Below are 18,862 nucleotides of genomic sequence, written 5' to 3' on the forward strand. Positions count from 1 at the left end.
CCCTGCTATTATAGCTATTTTCTGGAAGGCTGCAACGAATATTTTTTTGCTCCCCTTCCCCAAATCGCCTATAATGTACATGAGCGCAAAAACGTTTTTTATTGCACGGACGGTAACGATAAATTTATTTTGGTAGAAGGAGGCGGTTCATTGAACATCAGTCAGCTGGAAACACTGCTTACGATCTCCAAGACGCTAAGTTTCCGCAAAGCCGGCGAGCTGCTCAATCTGACACAGCCTGCCGTATCTGCCCAGATCAAGAGCCTGGAGGATGAATTCCGCGTCACGCTCGTCGACCGCAACCATCCCGTGACCCTGACGGATCGGGGCAAGGTATTTCTCGAGCATGCCGAACGCATGCTGACGATCGTCGAAGAGCTCAAACAGAAGCTGTCCGACCTCGAGCAGATCCCGCAAGGGCATATCGTCCTCGGAACCACGACTTCCATCGCCATTCAGATTCTCCCGCGGGTCTTGTCTTATTTTCAGAACCAGTTCCCGCTTATCAAGACTTCCATTCAGTCCATGTCTTCCTCGCAGGTCATGGTCAGCGTCGAGAACGGGTCCGTGGACATCGGCATCGGCTACCTGAATGAGAAGCATCCGCAGATCGAGACCTCGGTGCTGTATTACGACACGTTCGAGCTGGTCGTCTCTCCCAAGCATCCGCTCGCCAAGTTCCAACACGTCACGATCGACATGCTGAAGGATGTGCCGTTGATCCTCCTCTCGCCGGACACGCAGGGCAGGCGCTTCGCGGACCGCGTTTTCCTGCAGCATCAGCTGCAGCCGAACATCGCGATGGAGCTTGGAAGCAGCGAAGAGGTGAAGAGAATGGCGGAGCTGAATCTGGGAGCCGCCATCGTATCCAAGCTTTCGATCTCGAACGAGGTTCGGAACGGAACGCTCAAGATGATTCCCGTGACGGAGCTGGAAGTCACGCATCCGGTCGGGGTCATCACGAAGGCCGGCCGTTACAAGAACAGCGCGATGCGCCAATTCCTGAACGACCTCAAGGGAATGCCGGAGGATCAGTTCATCGGAAGCGAGTAACGATACAGGTTGAATGAGGGTAAGCGGTTATGATGGGTTACAGTGCCGGATCTTGAGCTTATGCCTGCCCTAACCCGATATTGTCGGGTTAGAGAAAGTTGTATCTGCTTATCGCTCAACCACATCATCATCGGGAGACCGGCTAGGAGGAATGAATCATGGCTAAATTCGATCTTCACACTCACCACGACCGCTGCGGTCACGCGGACGGCGTTATCGAGGACTACATCCGCTCGGCGATCGACGCGGGACTCGCCGTCATCGGCATCTCCGACCATTCGCCGTACTTCGCGCACGAAGCGGATCAGCCGTTCCCGGGCATCGCGATGGCCCGAAGCGAATTCCCGAACTATATCGCCCAGGTACTTGAGCTTAAAGAGCGCTATAAGGGCAAGATCGACGTGCTGTTGGGCGTGGAATCCGATTACTTCCCCGATCATATCGAGCTGTACCGTTCGATCTATGCCAAGTATCCGTTCGATTACGTCATCGGCTCCGTCCATCAGACGAGAGGGGTCAGCATCTTCAATCGCAATCGTTGGAAAGGCCTGGCGGACGACGTGCAGACCGAGGAGAAAAAGCACTACTACGAGTTGATCCGAGACTCCGCGAACTCCGGCGTGTTCCAGGTGCTCGGCCACATCGACGCCATGAAGGGTTACTATCCGGCCTTCTCGGACATCAAGGGGGCCGAGGCCGAGGTCGACGAAGCGCTTAAGGCCGTCGCCGCCAATGACATCTCGCTGGAGATCAACACGAGCGGCAAGACCAAATACGTCGGCGGCTGGTATCCGTCGGACGAGATTCTGGAACGGGCGCTCCACTTCAACGCGGACGTTACTTTCGGCTCCGATGCCCACCTCCCTGCCCGAGTCGGCGACGAGTGGGAAGAGGTAAGCAAGAGACTGAAGGAGATCGGCTTCACGCGGTGGGTCTACTTCAAGCAGAAGCAGAAGGTCGTTGTTCCTCTATAAAGGCCAAACAAGTCCGCCGGCTTCGGCGGACTTGAGCTTTTCCCCCGTGCTTATGAAGCCAAAAAAAGAGGACCCTTCACCGCTGAAGGGTCCTTCAATAATATGAAAAGGGGGTCTTGGTTTCTATTCTAGCCAAGGAGTGCGACAACGGAATGACAGCGATATTTCAATTGTGTAACAAATTCAACCTATTGGAAGAGGATTAATGAGGAGAGTGTTTTCCCTTTGATATGGTTTCTCTCCGCGATAAGCAGCGCCCTCGTGTTCGGACTTGCCGGCCTGTTTATGAAGATCAGCCAGATGCGAGGCGGCGCATCGAATTCCCTTCTCCTGGGACTCTATGCGGCGGGAACTTGCGGCTTCTGGGGACAAGCCCTGCTGGCTCATAGCTGGGACCCGCTGGACGTTCGCGTCTGGGTCGCCGGGGCGATCATCGGCCTCGGCTCCGCCTGGGGCAATCTTCTTTTCATGAAGGCCCTCGATTACGGACCGGCCAGCTTGACTTCGCCGCTCACGAACGCCAATATCCTGCTCGTCATCCTGATGGGAGCCCTCTGGTTCGACGAGCCGCTTCACCCCGTCGCCATCCTAGGAGTCTCGTGCCTGCTGATCGCCGTCCTGCTGCTGACCGTACGTCGCGGCAGTACCTTCTCCGTCAAAGACAATCGGTGGTATGCCTTCGTCTTCTTCGCGATGCTACTGTTCTTCTTCCGCAACGGCGGGCTGAAGGTGACGGAGGCCATGGACCTTGATAATACCAGCGTTCTCTGGTCAGGCTATCTATTATCCTGGATCTGGTTCGCGGTCGCTTCCCGCAAGGAGGCATCGGGTCCTGAAGCCGGAAAGGCTGAACCTGGCGAGAGGACTGACAAGGCTAGCAAACCCGGCAAAATCGCCAAGTCCTCCCTCCGCATCGGCTATTTATGGGGGCTAGCCGCGGGAATCTGCTCGTACGGGGGCCTCCAGCTGTACTCGGCTGCGCTCGGCGAAGGGCCATCCCATCTCGTCGCTCCTATCTTCGCGACCAACGGCCTCGTCGTGGCGCTGGGATCCGTCCTTCTGTTCCGCGAGAAGCTGTCGATCCTCCAGTGGGGAGCCTTCGCTTTCTTGATGTTGGGGTTGGTCCTGGTTCGGATTTGATCGGGCTCCGGATTTTTGAACGGGCCTGATAACTGACTATATTTTTTATAGTAATTATATTTAATATTGTACCTTCTTTCTTTTCCGACACAATTGTGATATGATAGTTCAGAAAGGGGGGAGTCCTATGGACTATACGAAAATGTGCTCCAAGTATGAATCTGCAGCCGAATTGCTGGGCAAGAAGTGGACAGGGCTGATCATTCGAGTGATGATGGGCGGTCCGAAGCGCTTCAAGGAGATCAAGGAGCAAATCCCCGACATGAGCGACAAGATGCTGACCGACCGAATGAAGGAATTGGAATCCCACGGCGTTGTCAAACGCACGGTTTATCCCGAGATGCCGGTGCGTATCGAATATGAATTGACCGATAAAGGCCGCGATCTTGAAGGCGTCACCAATTCCATTCAAGCCTGGGGCGAGAAGTGGCTGTAGAACCTGGCTAGTAGCGGCTAAGAACCGTGTAAGTCATTTCACAGCTAGCCGGCGGCTTTTGCCGGACTTAACGGACACGTTGCCAACAAGCGCCGCAATAAGGCACACGGTTAGTCCGCCAACCGCGCGTTGTCTTGAGCCGCCCCTCATTAGGGGCTCTTTTGCTTCCCCTTATCTCGCCGGCTCCCCCGTAAGCGGATGACTTACGACATAGCTTCTCTCCCGAACCCCTAGTCGTACCATCGACTGGGGGTTCCTCATCGCACAAAGACCGGGCAGAAACATTCTGCCCGGTCTTTGCTCTGTTTGCGGGAAGCTGCGAACCATTGGCGGTCACTTGAAGCGATTGACCGCTTTCTCCAGCTCGTGCACCCGCGAAGAAAGCACTCCCATCTCGTCCGCGACGCGCCTTACCGCGTTCACCTGGAAGTCCGCGATCTCGGCGACATCCTGAGAACGGTCCGCGCTCGATTCCGAGATCGCTTCCGTCTGCTCCACCAACGCGGCCAGTTCCTCCGTCCTCGCGCCGATCTCCTGTCCCGCGGAAGCCATCTCCTTCAATTCGTCCCCGATTCCGGAGATGCCGGAACGGATGCCCTCGAAGGCTTGGCCGGCTTCCTTCACCAGATGAAGGCCGCCCTGCACTTCCTGGTTGCCCGCGTCGATGCGGCTCATGACCTTCTCGATCCGCTCGCGGATCTGGTCGACCTTGGCGGCGATGTCGGCCGCGGTCGCGTCCGACTGCTGAGCGAGCTTGCGGATCTCTTCCGCAACGACGGAGAACCCTCGTCCCTGCTCGCCCGCGCGGCTCGCTTCGATATTCGCGTTCAGCGCCAGAATGTTGGTCCTTGACGCGATCTGGGAGATCGCTTCCGCCATCTTGCCGATATCCGCGGACTGATCGACTAGCAGCCGCACTTCCTCCACCGACGATTCCACCGTGTCCGCGATCTTGTCCATCTGACCGATCGCCCCGGCGATCGTCCGGTTGCCGACATCCGCCCGCTGCTTCGCCGTCTCGGCGGTCTCGGAGATCGACACCGTGCGCTCGCTGATCGTTATAATGCCGTCCAGAATGCCTCGGGTCGCCTCCGCTCCCCGGGACATGCCTTCCTTCTGAGACTCGGCTCCCGCCGCGACCTCCTGCATCGATTCGGCGATCCGGTTCGCGCCTTCCGCGGCTCGCTCCGCTTCCGCCGACAGCGTATCCGCCGCCGCGGAGGTGATGGAGGCCGTCTTGCGAATGCCGGATACGATCTCCTTCAGCTGCGTCACCATCTCTCGCAGAGAGCGCGCGATAGAGCCGATCTCGTCGCGCCGGCCAAGATCGCCGGGTCTGAGCTGCCCTTGAAGATTGCCCTCCGTCACGTCGCCTAGGAAACGTTCGAACCGATTAAGCGGCACGATCATTCTCCTGCGCAGAATATACGAGATCAGCACGATAAGCAGGATCGCCCCGACTCCGGCGACCAAGCTAAGGCGGATCATCTCCGAGCGGACGGTCGCGTTGGCTTCGGCCGTCAACGCGACGGACAGATCGGCTAACGGTTGTCCGTTCAAGCCGGCATGCTGGGAGACGACCTCGCTATAGCCCTCGCCTGCTTGCTCGAAGGAGCGGAACCTTGGCTTCGAAGCGGTGAACTCCGAGCCGGAATCGACAAGCAGCGCTTCGTTGGTGGACAAGAACTGTCCGTCCTTGGACCGAAGCGATAGCTCTCCGTTGATCAATTCGCCGATTCCGGAGAGAGCCTTGCCGTCGAGCAGCCGGCCGAACATCAGGATGCCGGTCGGAGGCTTCGCGCGATCCTCGTCGGTTACAAGCGATAAGGCAACGACCGCCAATCCTTTGGAGGTGTTCACCATTCCATGGATGTCGGATTGCTCCTTCACCTTGGCGAGAAGATCGGCGTCCGCCAGCTTCTCTTTGAATTCCGTCGTTTCTCCGGCATAGCTGATGACCTCGCCGTTCAGATCCAGGTCCGCCAGAAAGTCGACATTCGGTACGATGTCGACGGATACGTCCATATTATCCGCGAGCCAAGCGCTATCCTTCGCCTGGAAGGCGACCCGGGCTTCCTCCCAGTTGGCGTTCGTAATGACGCTGCCCGACAGCCGATCGCCAAGCTGATCCAACAGCTTATGAGCGGACTCGCTGATCTCAAGAGCTCTGGATTGCTCGATCTGCCCGAGATCCGAGCTCAGCGTCGAATAGTAATACAGGCCAAGGCCGCCTAACGGAAGCATAAGAACGACAAACATGAGGGCAAGCACTTGGGAACGAAGAGAACGGAGGCGACTCTGCCTATTCAACGGGGATTTTCCACCTTTCCTAAACCGCTAGACCTATAAATTTGACAGATGCAGGCTATTTCCCTTCCGTAAACTCCTCTATTTACGACATTTTTTTCGATTATTCCCCTCGCAATTGCGTTATAATACCTATACTTCCACAATGATTCGACATCATCTTCGAAACTTCTTCCCGTTCTTTGTCGTCTTATTTGTGTAGAGAGGAGTTCGATATCATTGCGAGCTAGAACAAAAATAGTAGTCACCCTCGTCGCCGCGGTCGTCCTCGTCTGGGGATTTACCCGAATCGGCGATTGGGACGTATGGGCCCAGAAAGGCGCGTCCGAGCCTGCCGCGCCCAGCGCTTCCGCTTCGGAACCCATAGATCCGGCCGGATCTTCGGCCTCATCGCAAGCTCCGTCGGACAAGCCCGCCGAATCTCCTTCGGCTTCCCCTTCCGAGACTCCGGACGGGACAAGCTCGTTCGAGACCGGCAGCAAGCCTGTCGAGGAACCCGAAGCGGTAACGGCGATGCTCATCCAGAACGCTCCGGCCATGACGGTCAAGAAGAACTCGGACGGCCTTGCCGTCATTACGAATTCGGACAGCTTGCTCGTGCTCGTCAACAAGAAGAGAAACTTGTCTTCCTCTTACATTCCGGAAGATCTTGTCGTCCCGGACGTGGAATTCTCGTTCTCCGGCGATTCGCCCAAGAAGAAGCTTCGCAAGGCCGCCGCGGACGCGCTCGAAGAGCTGTTCAATGCCGCCAAGGATGACGGCGTCACGTTGAAGGCCGTATCCGGTTACCGCTCTTATGCCACGCAGAAATCGATCTTCGACCGCAATGCCGAACTGAAGGGCGCCGAAGTCGCCAACCGGACGAGCGCTCATCCGGGCCAGAGCGAGCATCAGACCGGCCTTGCGATGGATGTCTCGAGCGCAAGCGCGAACTTCGAGCTTGAGACCACCTTCGGCGATACGAAGGAAGGCAAGTGGCTCGCCAAGCACGCTTACGAGTACGGATTTATCATTCGCTATCCGAAGGACATGCAGGATATTACCGGCTACACGTACGAGCCTTGGCACGTCCGCTACGTAGGCAAGGATGTCGCTAAAGCCGTCCTCGATTCCGGCAGCAAGACCCTTGAAGAATTCATGGAGTCTTACGACCAGCAAGCGAGGGAAGCTTCGGGCAAAGCGAAGTCGTAAGATCCACCTCCTGCATGTAAAAGAGGCCGTCCCATAAGTCATAGACTTATGGACGGCCTTTGTCTTTAGCTTAGAGACTGACCTATTGGTCAACCGAATGCTGCCTTCACCGCTTTACACCGCTCTAACGGAACCAGCAGCCCTTATTCGTCCGAAAAACGGGTATTCGAAAATCTAACGGAACACAGCGCCCTTAATTTGCTTAAAACGTCCTGAATTCTATCATTTCCCCAAAAATAACGTCTCCCTGTTCCGTTAGAATTTATTATTCAGCTTTTGAGCCGGCATAACGTCTCTACGTTCCGTTAGAGCACAATGAACCGATCTGAAGGAGAACGAACAATGGCGGAGCAGTTAAATGGGCTGTTCTCAAAGCGAGCTAGAACTTGCTTTTGAGACAGCCTCTTTTCTTTTACCAAAGAGGGATACGATATTCCTGACGTATATAGGACGGGTAACTGAATACCTTAAACGTCAGAGGCTGAACGTAAGGCTTATCTTCGATGTCGTAATAACTGGATTGTTCTCCGACTCCCGATTGATGCCAAGTCCCCGAGCCTTTGGTCGTATTTTCGGTTCCCGTCGCATCGGTGAATTCGTTCATGATGCTGTAAGACATGGCATCATCCGGAGCAACGCCGCTCAGAGAGAATGTAAGCCGCCTTGTTCCGCTGCCCCGCCCTCCGACGCTGGACAGCTTCAACCTGTCGTCAGGAGCCTCGAGAAGCTTCTGCTTATCCAAATCCACCGTCACCGTCATCTTATCCTTGTCAATAGCTCGGAACCAGCTTCCTTCCAAGCTGAGCTTTTTCGGCCGATTAAAGTAATTGTTCTCGAAATAATAAACCTGATGCGTCTTATCGATCCATCCCCCCCATACCTCTCCCGTATCGTCTACGAGCTTCAGGTCTCCCGAATCGAGCACTTGTTTCGAATTGTTCTCGTCATAAGACAGATAGATCGTCACCCGAAGCGGAGAAAGCACCGCCTTCTCGAACTCGATGCGCTGCCCTTCCGCCTCGATCGCTTGGCCGATCGGAATCTCCTGTTTCTTGTCCTTGTAACTGTCGGGATCGATGGAGAATGCAACGCGGAAACTCGGACCGTCATCTTGGGGCGGCAAGGATGCTTCGGCGGATGGCAATTCGGGATGCCGGGCGGGGATAAACGATTGCGTTCCCGCCGATTCCGCCGATTGGACGGCCAAGGTCTTGACTTCCAGTTCGACCTCCTCCGGCCATCCGTTCCGGTTCATCTCCTGCCAAATGTCGATGGTGCCTGTAACCACGTTCTGTCCCTTCTCTTGGGTGATGTCGGGCTGATGCCCCCCGTACATCCCTCGAATTTCTTTCCCCGATTGATCCCTTAGTCTCTCGCTTATGAGCTCTAACGGCTTCTCTTTATCGCTGTTCCGAAGCTCATAGAACACAACCATTCTGGCTTCATCCACGACCATACCTTGAACCGTGAAGGTCCTCCCGTCTATCTCTTGCGAAAGGCCCAGCGGCTGATAATATTCGTTCTCTATCGCGTATCGAACGCCCCGATCCCCGTTCTCGATCAGCTCGACGAATCGCTCCAGCCCCGGGATGTCCCTCACCATCGCGGCGAATACCGGCGAGACCCGAATGGAGAGCAGAGAGGCCAACACGATCACACCGGCCGACGCTATCGAGATCCAACGCTTGGCCGAGCTTCTCCGGCGTCGCCGCTGCTCACCTTTACCTGCGCGAATGCCGGCCCGAATCGCTTCGCTCAACTTCGCGTCCAAGGGGGACTCCTCCAAGGACGGCTCCACTGTGCGTTGCTGCTCCCCCTCCGATTGCTCCGCCACCATCCGCTCGAGCTCCTCCTTCTCCTCCTCAAGCATGTTCTCCGCCTCCTTTTCCGCTGACCAGTCTTAGCTGCTTCAGAGCCTGATTCAGCCACGTCTTGACCGTCCCCTCCGGCTTCTCCAGCAGGCGCGAGATTTCGGAGAGCGTCATGTCCTCGTAATACTTCAGAATGATGACGTGCTTGTGCTTCGGCTTCAGGTTGTCGATGATCATGCTCAGGTGGATTCGGTCGTCCAGGTCGAGCTCCCTCGACAGCGGCTCCGGCACCTCGTTCATCGGAGTCGTCCGCTGCTTGCGCTTCCGTTCGTCCAAGCAGTAATGGATAAGGATCCGAATAAGCCAAGTGTGAAAATAACGCGGCTCCCGCAGCTTGCGGAGCTTCAGATAAGCGCGATAGGTGGTCTCCTGAACCGCTTCGACGGCGTCTTCTTCGTTCTTCAGGTAAGAGCGGGCGATCCGGAAGAGCCGCATCCTCTCGGAGTGGATCAATCCATAGAAAGCCTGTTCGTCGCCGCCTTGCGCGGCCTTCACTTGCTCCTCGATCGACATTCTGGCACTCCCCTCTTATCCATTAGACAGCCGAGAGGCCGAAACGGTTTTGGTTAGCTTGGAAAATAAAAAATCCGCCTGTTCGGCGGCTTCGTTCAGGCATGGCGAAGGACCCAGTCTTTAATTCGCGAGGCGACAGCGGACGCATCCAGCTCCGTTGTATCGATTGTCGGCATAGGCGGATCGAATTCCTTAGCGGCAATCTCAAGCAAGGCGTTGGCGAAATCAAGGTGGTTACGGATCATCTCGTCCGTCCAATTCCTCTCGCGCAGACGCTTCTCGCGAGCTTCTTCCTTGCAGTGAAGATTGAGATAATAGACATGCCGAAAGGCGGGATAGTCCGCGCATTTCTCGATATCCCAAGGCATCTGGGTTCCGCATAGGATCGTCATGCGTCCGTTCCGGGCGATCTCGCGGGCAATCCGAAGCCAAGTCATCCGGATTTTCTCCCAATCGTGTCCCATCACCTCGATAAGGCTATCGGTATCGAATACTTCGTAATCCGGCATGATTTGGCGCAAATCATTGACGACGTAGGTTTTGCCGGACCCGCTTGCGCCCGTTACGATGAATAATGGCAACGGATTCTCCAATGGAACATCCCCTCGGTCCAATATACATATTTGCCAATTATAACACAAAAAAAGAGCCGCCCCGCAGGACTTAGCCCGCGGAGACAGCTCGAATGTCGGTGTTGGATCGGTGTTGCTATGGCGTCGATCAGCCTTCCAGAAGCAGCGTTTCCGGATCTTCCAGAAGCTCCTTGACCTTAACGAGGAACTGTACGGCTTCCGCGCCGTCGACGATCCGGTGATCGTAGGAAAGCGCGATGTACATCATCGGACGGATCGCGACTTCCGTGTTGTTGTTGATCGCGACCGGACGGTATTGGATCTTGTGCATGCCCAGAATGCCGACTTGCGGCGCGTTCAGGATCGGCGTCGACAGCAAGGAGCCGAACGTTCCGCCGTTCGTGATCGTGAACGTTCCGCCTTGCAGGTCGGAGAGAGCCAGCGTGTTGGAACGAGCTTTGGAAGCGAGGTCGACGATGGAGCGCTCGATCTCGGCGAAGCCCAGCTTGTCCGCGTCGCGCACGACCGGAACGACGAGGCCTTCCTTAGCGGATACGGCAATGCCGATGTCGTAGTACTTCTTGGCGATGATGTCTTCGCCTTCGATCTCCGCGTTCAGCAGAGGGAACTTCTTCAGCGCTCCGACAACCGCCTTCGTGAAGAAGGACATGAAGCCGAGGTTGACTTCGTTCTTCTCCTTGAAGGAGTCTTTGCGGCGCTTGCGCACGTCCATGATCGCGGTCATGTCGACTTCGTTGAACGTCGTCAGCATGGCTGCCGTGTGCTGAGCTTGCACGAGGCGGTTCGCGATCGTCGCGCGGCGGCGGGACATCTTCTTGCGCTCGTACGGCTTGTTAGAGGTGAACGCCGGAGCTGCTGGAGCCGGTGCTGCCGCTGGCGCAGGAGCGGCCGCTGGAGCGGCCGCTGGAGCCGCTGCTGGAGCCGGAGCGGCGCTCAGTTCGATGCCTTGCTCGCGAGCGTTCTTGCGAGCGGAAGGCGAGCCGAGCGTAGCCGGGTTGGACGGCTGCGCGGGAGCGGCTGCAGCAGGCGCAGGAGCCGCTGCCGGTGCAGGAGCTGCCGGTGCAGCTGCTGGAGCAGCTGCTGGAGCAGGCGCGGCTGCAGCAGGAGCTGCCGCGGCGGCTGCGCCGCCTTCGCCGATTCGGCCGACAACTTCGCCGATGCGAACCGTGTCGCCTTCTTGGCTGACGATCTCTGCGATCGTGCCGTCGGACTCGGCGCTGATCTCCAGGTTGACTTTATCGGTCTCGAGCTCGAGAAGCAGGTCGCCCTGCTTCACCGAATCCCCGACTTTAACGGCCCATCTTGCGATCGTTCCTTCTGTGATCGACTCGCCCATTGCTGGCACAATAATATCTTGCACTGCTGTTACCTCCCCAGGTTATGAGTCAACGTCGGACTCGGCTTTAGCGAATGATGTAGGACGAATTGCTGCTCAAGAGCGTGGATTTGTTGGAAGCCGGTAGCCGGACTCGAACGGTCCGGACGTCCTACGTAACGTACCTCTACCCCTGCCGGCGCGATCTCGCGAACGCGCGGCTCGGCGAAGCCCCAGGAACCCATGTTGCGCGGTTCTTCCTGAACCCAAGCGATCTCCTTGAGGTTCGGGAATCTTGCGATGACAGCGGCGATCTCTTGAGCCGGGAACGGATAGAGCTGCTCGACGCGCACGATGTGCAGCCAATCCGTATCCTTGTCTTTCTCCTTCTCGATCGCTTCTTCCAGATCGATGGCCACCTTGCCGGAGCAGAGGATCAAGCGCTCGACGCGATCCGTCTTGGCGCCCAGTCCCGGCTGCTCGACGATCAGCTGGAACGAACCCTTCTCGAGCTCTTCCGGAGAAGAAGCGGCGCGAGGATTGCGGACCAGGCTCTTCGGCGTGACGACGACCAACGGACGCGCGTCTTCCGTGCCGAGCAGGCTTGCTTGGCGGCGCAGCAGGTGGAAGTACTGAGCGGAGCTGGACAGGTTAGCGACCGTCCAGTTCTCTTCCGCCGACAGCTGCAGGTATCTCTCCAGGCGAGCACTGGAGTGCTCCGGACCCGCGCCTTCGTAACCGTGCGGCAGGAGCATGATCAGGCCGGACTTCTCGGACCACTTGGAGCGGCCGGAGGAGACGAATTGATCGATCAGCACTTGCGCGACGTTGGCGAAGTCGCCGTATTGCGCTTCCCAGATGACCATCGTCTCCGGAGCGAATACGTTATAACCGTATTCGAAGCCGAGGACCGCGGATTCGGACAACGCGCTGTTATGGATGGCGAACGATGCCTTCGCTTGCGGAATGTTGTGCAGCGGGCTGTACGTCTCGCCCGTCTCCGGATCGTGCAGGACCAGGTTCCGGAAGGCGAACGTCGCGCGTTCCGCGTCTTGGCCCGTAATGCGGATCGGCGTGCCGTCGGACAGGATCGAAGCGAACGCCAGCGTCTCCGCATGGCCCCAATCGAGCTTCTCGCCGTCGTTAAGAGCGTTCGCGCGGCGCTCTAGGATCCGCTGAAGCTTCGGATAAACCGTGAAGCCCTTCGGCCAGCTCAGCAGGTCCTTGTTGATCTCGCGGAGCTTCTTGAGCGAGACGCCGGTGGAAGCCTTCTTCGCCGGGCGAGCCGGCGCCGGGGTCTGGTGAACCGCTTCTTGGCTCTCGTTCTGCTTCATTTCCTCATAAGCGGCTTTCAGGCGATCGACGACTTCCGTCTTGATGCGATTGTACTCTTCTTCGCTGAAGACGTTCTTCGCGATGAGCTTGTCGGCATACAGGCGGCTGACCGTCGGATGAGCCTTAACCTTCTTGTAGATCAGCGGCTGGGTCGATTCCGGATCGTCCGTCTCGTTATGGCCGTAACGGCGATAGCCGATCAGGTCGATCAGGAAGTCCTTCTTGAACAGCCTTCTGTATTCGCTGGCCATGCGAGCCGCGGCGATGCAGGCTTCCGGATCGTCCGCGTTCACGTGGATAATCGGAATCTCGTAGCCCTTGGCCGGGTCGCTGGAGTAATGAGTCGAACGGGAGTCGAAGCTCTCCGTCGTGAAGCCGATCTTGTTGTTGGCGATAATATGGATCGTACCGCCGATGCGGTAGCCGTTCAGTTGGCTCAGGTTCATCGTCTCGGTAACGATGCCTTCGCCAGGGAACGCCGCGTCGCCATGGATGACGATCGATGCTGCGGCATCTTCGTTGCGCACCGGATAGCCGGCCTTGTTGCGATCCTCTTGAGCGGCTCTCGCGAATCCTTGCACGACCGGATTGACGTATTCCAGGTGGCTCGGGTTGTTCGCGAGCGTTACGCGCGTCTCGACCGTCTCGCCGGTCTTGATCGAGCGATTGGCGCCCAGGTGATATTTAACGTCGCCGGACCAGCCGTAATTCATTCCGATGGAGCCTTCCGCCGGAACGACGGCTTTGTTCGTCGAATGATGGAACTCGGAGAAGATCTTCGTGTAAGGCTTCTCGAGCACGTGCGCCAGAACGTTGAGGCGGCCGCGGTGTGCCATGCCCATCGTAATCTGGCCGACGCCCGCGTTCGTCAGCTCGTGCACGATCTCGTCGACAAGGGCGACAAGCGCGTCGTTGCCTTCGACAGAGAAGCGTTTCGCGCCGACGAACGTGCGCTGCAGGAAGTCCTCGAACTGCTCGGCTTCAAGCAGGCGCTTAACCAGCTTCGCGCGTTCTTCCCGGTTAAGGGATTGAGCGGGAACGAGCTTCTCGGCGTAATCGTTCAACCACTTTCTCTCGGCTTCGTCGTGCACGTGGCCGAATTCGTAGGCGATCGTTCCGGAGTAGACCTCGCGGAGCTTCTGAATCGCTTCCCAGCCGTTCTTCAGGCCTTCCGGAGCCCCTTCCCAGACGAGGCTGGCCGGCAGTGCCGCCAGATCTTCCTGCTTCAATCCGTACGTTGCCGGATCGAGCGTCTTCGCGTTCGGCTTCGCATCGATGCCGAGCGGATCGATGTCGGCGGCCAAATGTCCATAAGTGCGGATATTCCAGACAAGCTTGCCCGCGTCAACGGCATGCTTCAGCTGTCTTGCATCCAGACCGGTCGCCGGAGCGGCCGATACGGAACCGGAAACATGCTCAAGAAGAGGAGGCGCTCCTCTTGTGGCGAACAGCTCACGGTACTCTTGGGACACGGATTCCGGGTTAGATTGGTAAAGCTCATATTGCTCTTGGATGTAGCCCAAATTCTGCCCATAATACGTTTGCCAGTTAAACGGCATGTCACGCTCTTCAGTTGGCATTGTCCTACCCCTCGGTAAACTAATTAGTTAATAGCATAAAGGTGTCGTACATATCATCTGAAATTATAGTATATCCTGCGCCATGATAAAAATAATCAATTCCTATCAATATCATCTCAAAACGAGATAGATTGAATAAGGGGTGCCCCAGCGTTCCGATATGAATCGAGCCCGACGCCCGAAAAAAGCCCTGACCGCGCGGTCAGAGCTTCTTCTTGAAGGCGGCTTGGTAGCAGCGCCTGCAGACGGGCTTGTAATCTTCATTGCCGCCGATTTGGATTTGATCCCCTTCATTCATCGGGATGCCGTCCTTGTAGCGGATGACCATCGTCGCTTTGCGGTCGCAGTACCAGCAGATGGTCTTCACTTCTTCGATCTTGTCCGCATAGACGAGCAGGTTGTAGCTGCCCTCGAACAGATTGTTCTGGAAGTCGTTCTTCAAGCCGAACGCCATGACGGGAATGCCCAGCTCGTCGACGATCTGCGTCAGCTCCACCACGTGCTGCTTCGTGAGGAATTGGGCTTCGTCTATCAGTACGCAGTAAATTCTCCGGTTCGGTCCGATATGCTGCTTGACGTCTTCGAAAATATTGGTGGAAGCGTCGACCGGGATCGCCTTCCTCGTCATCCCGACGCGCGAACCGATCTGATCGGCGCCGTCTCTCGTGTCGATAGCGGGCGAATAGATAAGCACCGGCTTGCCCTGTTCTTCGTAGTTGTGAGCGACCTTGATGATCTCGAACGACTTGCCGCTGTTCATCGTTCCGTATTTGTAATAGAGCTGTGCCAATCGTGTCCCTCCAACCCCAGTTCATGTCCGCCATTATTATACAGAATTTTCGACAGTTGCAATAGACGCACTTGTCTCCATGCTTGATCGTCTTTTGTCCGTTTCCTTCCTGAGCCGGCACTTTGGGGATAGATGATACTTCGGCCGTCCGTTAGTCGATTTCTTCGGCTATCTCTCCCGCTTTTGACCATATTGGCTCGCCGTTAGTCGATTTCTTCGACGATCTCCATCGCTTTTGGCCATATTGGCTCGCCGTTAGTCGATTTCTTCGGCTATCTCTCCCGCTTTTGACCATATTGGCTCGCCGTAAGTCGATTTCTTCGGCTATCTCCGTCGCTTTTGAACGCCACGGCTGGATGCTAGTCGATCTCTTCGACGATCTCGCTCCCCTCTGCCCTCTTCCCCGCCGCTGCCCATTCGCCCCGACAAAAAGCCCGCCCGGCCATATCGCCGAGCGGGCTTGCAGCTTATCAGCTTACATGCCAAGCCATTTCTTGAACATGTGCTTGGTCGTGTCCTTGTTCATCGCCGCGATCGAAGTCGTCAGCGGAATTCCCTTCGGACAGGAGCGCACGCAGTTCTGCGAGTTGCCGCAGCCTTCGATGCCTCCGTCGGTCATCAGGGCTTCCAGACGCTCGTGAGCGTTCATCTCGCCCGTCGGATGGGCGTTGAACAGGCGGACCTGGGAGATCGGAGCCGGTCCGATGAAGCTCGAACGGTCGTTGACGTTCGGGCATGCTTCCAGGCAGACGCCGCACGTCATGCACTTGGACAGCTCGTAAGCCCATTGGCGCTTCGACTCCGCCATGCGCGGGCCCGGACCGAGGTCGTAGGTGCCGTCGATCGGAATCCATGCCTTCACGCGCTTCAGGGCGTTGAACATGCGCTGGCGGTTGACCACGAGGTCGCGGACGACCGGGAAGGTCGTCATCGGAGCGACGCGGATCGGCTGCTCCAGCTGGTCGATCAGCGCGGAGCAAGCTTGGCGAGGCTTGCCGTTGATGACCATCGAGCAGGCGCCGCACACTTCCTCCAAACAGTTGGATTCCCAGACGACCGGAGTCGTCTTGGATCCGTCCGCCTTGACGGGATTGCGTTGAATCTCCATCAGGGCGCTGATGACGTTCATATTCGGGCGGTAGGGAATGTCGAACTCCTCGTTGTAAGGAGTGGAATCCGGAGTCGCCCGGCGGGTGATGATAAACTTAACCGTACGTTTCGCAGTTGCCGTAGCCGTTTCAGCCATCGATTATCCCTCCTTAGTGTTTGTCGGTCGTGTAGTCGCGCTTACGAGGCTTGATCAGGGAGACGTCTACGTCTTCGTAGGAGATCTCCACCCCATCCTTCGTCCACTTCGCCTTCGTGGTCTTCAGGAAGTCCTCGTCGTTGCGTTCCGGGAACTCCGGCTTGTAGTGGGCTCCGCGGCTCTCGTCGCGCAGCAGGGCGCCCTTGGTCATCGCCTCGGACAGCTCGAGCATGTTCCACAGCTGGCGCGTGAAAGCGACGCCCGCGTTGTTCCATTGGGCGGTATCGTTGATATTGATCTTCGTGTAGCGCTGCTTGAGCTCCTTGATCTTGTCGAGGGTTTGCTCCAGCTTGTCGTTGAAGCGCACGACGGTCATGTTCGCCGTCATCCACTCGCCGAGCTCCTTGTGAAGAACGTACGCGTTCTCCGTGCCGTCCATCTTGAGGATAGACTCGTACTTGTCCGCTTGCTTCTTGCCTTCGGCGGCGAATACGCTCTCGGATACGTCCTCGGCGGACTTCTTGAGGCCCTTGATGTATTCGATCGCCTTCGGCCCGGTAATCATGCCGCCGTAGATCGCGGAGAGCAGCGAGTTCGCGCCGAGACGGTTCGCGCCGTGGTATTGGTAGTCGCATTCGCCGCAGGCGAACAGACCCGGAATGTTGGTCATTTGGTTATAGTCGACCCACAGGCCGCCCATCGAATAGTGAACGGCCGGGAAGATCTTCATCGGAATCTTGCGAGGGTCATCGCCCGTGAACTTCTCGTAAATCTCGATGATGCCGCCGAGCTTAACCTCCAGCTCCTTCGGATCCTTGTGAGAAAGGTCGAGGAACACCTTGTTCTCGCCGTCGATGCCGAGCTTCTGGTTGACGCAGACGTCGAAGATCTCGCGGGTCGCGATGTCGCGCGGCACGAGGTTACCGTAAGCCGGATACTTCTCTTCGAGGAAGTACCAAGGCTTGCCGTCCTTGTATGTCCAGATGCGTCCGCCTTCGCCGCGGGCGGATTCGCTCATCAGGCGGTTCTTGTCGTCGCCCGGGATCGCGGTCGGGTGGATCTGGATCATCTCGCCGTTCGCGTAATAAACGCCCTGCTGGTAAACCGCGCTGGCCGCCGTACCCGTGTTGATGACGGAGTTCGTCGTCTTCCCGAAGATGATGCCGGGGCCGCCCGTTGCCAGAATAACCGCGTCGCCGCGGAACGTCTTTACTTCCATCGAACGCAGGTCCTGCGTCGCGATGCCGCGGCAAACGCCGTCGTCATCGATAACGACCGAGGTGAATTCCCAATGCTCGAACTTCTGCACGAGACCTGCCGCTTCCCAGCGGCGAACTTGCTCGTCCAGCGCGTAAAGCAGCTGTTGGCCGGTCGTCGCGCCCGCGAACGCGGTGCGGTGATACTGCGTGCCGCCGAAACGGCGGAAGTCGAGCAAGCCTTCCGGGGTACGGCTGAACATAACGCCCATCCGGTCCATCAGGTGAATGATGCCGGGCGCCGCTTCGCACATCGCCTTAACCGGAGGCTGATTCGCGAGGAAGTCGCCGCCGTAGACGGTATCGTCGAAGTGCTCCCAAGGGGAGTCCCCTTCGCCTTTCGTATTTACAGCTCCGTTGATGCCGCCTTGCGCGCAGACGGAGTGGGAACGTTTAACCGGTACCAGGGAGAACAGGTCGACGCTCATGCCTGCTTCCGCTGCCTTGACGGTCGCCATCAATCCGGCGAGGCCGCCGCCAACTACGATGATTTTACCTTTAGCCATTGCTACTCCTCCTCTTAACCCAACCGCGCCGTTATCGTGTCGATCGCCGCGGATGCCGAAGCGAAATCATCTCCGCGGAATGCGAAGAGGGACAAGATAAACAGGACGGCCATGATGACGAAGATGCCCATGCAAATTCGCGAAGACACGCGCTGCGCGCGCGGACCGATCGTGATGCCCCAGCTGACGAGAAATGCCCACAGACCGTTAGAGAAGTGGAAGACGGCCGCAATAACCCCGATCATGTACAGCACGAAGTACGCCGGATTATCGACGATCTCGTGCATTTTCGTCCCCAATTCATCCGTCGTGATATTGCCCAGCTCTACCTGTACACGGATCTGCCACATGTGCCAGATGATGAAGATGAACGTAATGACCCCGGTAATCCGCTGGAAGGCGAACGCCCAGTTGCGTCCATATTGGAATCGACTAGTGTTCAGGTTCGACGTGAAGGCTAGATACAGGCCATAAACGCCGTGGAACAGAATCGGAAGCCAGATGAAGAACAGCTCCAGGAAGAAAATCAGCGGCAGGTCGTGCAGCCCGTTAACGCTGTCCTGGAATCCTTCGGGGCCACCCTCAAACGCGGAGTAGTTCGTCAGCGCGTGTTCGATCAGGAACAGCCCGAGCGGAATAACTCCGAGCAGAGAGTGAAGCTTGCGGGTAAAGTACGAATTTCCACTCATGTCGTTATGCTTTCTCCTTTCAAATCCGTACGGTTGACGTCATTGGATCGCTTAAATGAACGTTTTG

Annotated in this window: 14 protein-coding genes and 1 pseudogene; 5 read left to right on the plus strand and 10 right to left on the minus strand. The window is 57.1% G+C overall.

The features are described 5' to 3' along the window. The first annotated feature begins 150 nt into the window (after positions 1-150). From ELR57_RS15865 to ELR57_RS15880, 4 genes are all read left to right on the plus strand, one after another. Positions 151-1,053 carry a LysR family transcriptional regulator gene (locus ELR57_RS15865; RefSeq protein ID WP_126960084.1) on the plus strand — a complete coding sequence of 301 codons (903 nt, stop codon included), beginning with the start codon at positions 151-153 and terminating at the stop codon, positions 1,051-1,053. Positions 1,054-1,211: 158 nt separating this feature from the next. Then, positions 1,212-2,027 (plus strand): histidinol-phosphatase, encoded by an 816-nt coding sequence (locus ELR57_RS15870; RefSeq protein ID WP_126960085.1) that lies wholly within the window; start codon positions 1,212-1,214, stop codon positions 2,025-2,027. 225 nt (positions 2,028-2,252) lie between these two features. Further along, the gene (locus ELR57_RS15875) at positions 2,253-3,167 is read left to right on the plus strand and encodes an EamA family transporter (RefSeq protein WP_238162548.1); all 915 of its coding nucleotides are present in this window, start codon (positions 2,253-2,255) and stop codon (positions 3,165-3,167) included. Positions 3,168-3,294: 127 nt separating this feature from the next. Continuing rightward, entirely contained in the window at positions 3,295-3,603 is a 309-nt protein-coding gene (locus ELR57_RS15880) for a winged helix-turn-helix transcriptional regulator (protein ID WP_126960086.1), read from the plus strand. A gap of 333 nt (positions 3,604-3,936) precedes the next feature. Here ELR57_RS15880 and ELR57_RS15885 read toward each other — a convergent pair whose 3' ends face one another. Further along, the gene (locus ELR57_RS15885) at positions 3,937-5,913 is read right to left on the minus strand and encodes a methyl-accepting chemotaxis protein (protein ID WP_126960087.1); all 1,977 of its coding nucleotides are present in this window, start codon (positions 5,911-5,913) and stop codon (positions 3,937-3,939) included. Between the two features lie 522 nt (positions 5,914-6,435). Here ELR57_RS15885 and ELR57_RS15890 point away from each other — a divergent pair. Then, a pseudogene (locus tag ELR57_RS15890) lies at positions 6,436-7,101 on the plus strand (M15 family metallopeptidase); the annotation flags it as partial. A 412-nt stretch (positions 7,102-7,513) separates the two neighbouring features. On the opposite strand, the gene ELR57_RS15895 reads toward ELR57_RS15890, so the two are convergent. The 9 genes from ELR57_RS15895 to ELR57_RS15935 form a co-directional block, all read right to left on the minus strand. Further along, a complete protein-coding gene (locus ELR57_RS15895) occupies positions 7,514-8,971 on the minus strand; it encodes a DUF4179 domain-containing protein (protein WP_126960088.1) in 1,458 nt (485 codons plus the stop codon). Continuing rightward, on the minus strand, positions 8,964-9,485 hold the full coding sequence (locus tag ELR57_RS15900) for a sigma-70 family RNA polymerase sigma factor (RefSeq protein ID WP_126960089.1): 522 nt from the start codon (positions 9,483-9,485) through the stop codon (positions 8,964-8,966). Before ELR57_RS15900 ends, ELR57_RS15895 begins: the two co-directional genes overlap by 8 nt. Positions 9,486-9,580: 95 nt before the next feature. Then, the gene (locus tag ELR57_RS15905) at positions 9,581-10,078 is read right to left on the minus strand and encodes a P-loop nucleotide/nucleoside kinase family protein (RefSeq protein WP_238162550.1); all 498 of its coding nucleotides are present in this window, start codon (positions 10,076-10,078) and stop codon (positions 9,581-9,583) included. Between the two features lie 127 nt (positions 10,079-10,205). Continuing rightward, the gene (gene odhB / locus ELR57_RS15910) at positions 10,206-11,438 is read right to left on the minus strand and encodes a 2-oxoglutarate dehydrogenase complex dihydrolipoyllysine-residue succinyltransferase (protein ID WP_126960091.1); all 1,233 of its coding nucleotides are present in this window, start codon (positions 11,436-11,438) and stop codon (positions 10,206-10,208) included. A gap of 5 nt (positions 11,439-11,443) precedes the next feature. Beyond that, complete coding sequence (locus ELR57_RS15915) at positions 11,444-14,308, minus strand: 2-oxoglutarate dehydrogenase E1 component (RefSeq protein ID WP_126960092.1); 2,865 nt, start codon at positions 14,306-14,308, stop codon at positions 11,444-11,446. 202 nt (positions 14,309-14,510) lie between these two features. Next, positions 14,511-15,098 (minus strand): thymidine kinase, encoded by a 588-nt coding sequence (locus ELR57_RS15920; RefSeq protein WP_126960093.1) that lies wholly within the window; start codon positions 15,096-15,098, stop codon positions 14,511-14,513. A 475-nt stretch (positions 15,099-15,573) separates the two neighbouring features. Next, on the minus strand, positions 15,574-16,344 hold the full coding sequence (sdhB, locus tag ELR57_RS15925; RefSeq protein ID WP_126960094.1) for a succinate dehydrogenase iron-sulfur subunit: 771 nt from the start codon (positions 16,342-16,344) through the stop codon (positions 15,574-15,576). 13 nt (positions 16,345-16,357) lie between these two features. Next, positions 16,358-18,106 carry a succinate dehydrogenase flavoprotein subunit gene (gene sdhA, locus ELR57_RS15930; protein WP_126960095.1) on the minus strand — a complete coding sequence of 583 codons (1,749 nt, stop codon included), beginning with the start codon at positions 18,104-18,106 and terminating at the stop codon, positions 16,358-16,360. Positions 18,107-18,120: 14 nt separating this feature from the next. Beyond that, positions 18,121-18,795: a succinate dehydrogenase cytochrome b558 subunit gene (locus ELR57_RS15935; protein ID WP_126960096.1), complete on the minus strand. Its 675-nt coding sequence runs from the start codon at positions 18,793-18,795 to the stop codon at positions 18,121-18,123. Positions 18,796-18,862: the final 67 nt, after the last annotated feature.

It is taken from the genome of Cohnella sp. AR92 (genome assembly GCF_003990975.1).
Taxonomy (GTDB): domain Bacteria; phylum Bacillota; class Bacilli; order Paenibacillales; family Paenibacillaceae; genus Cohnella.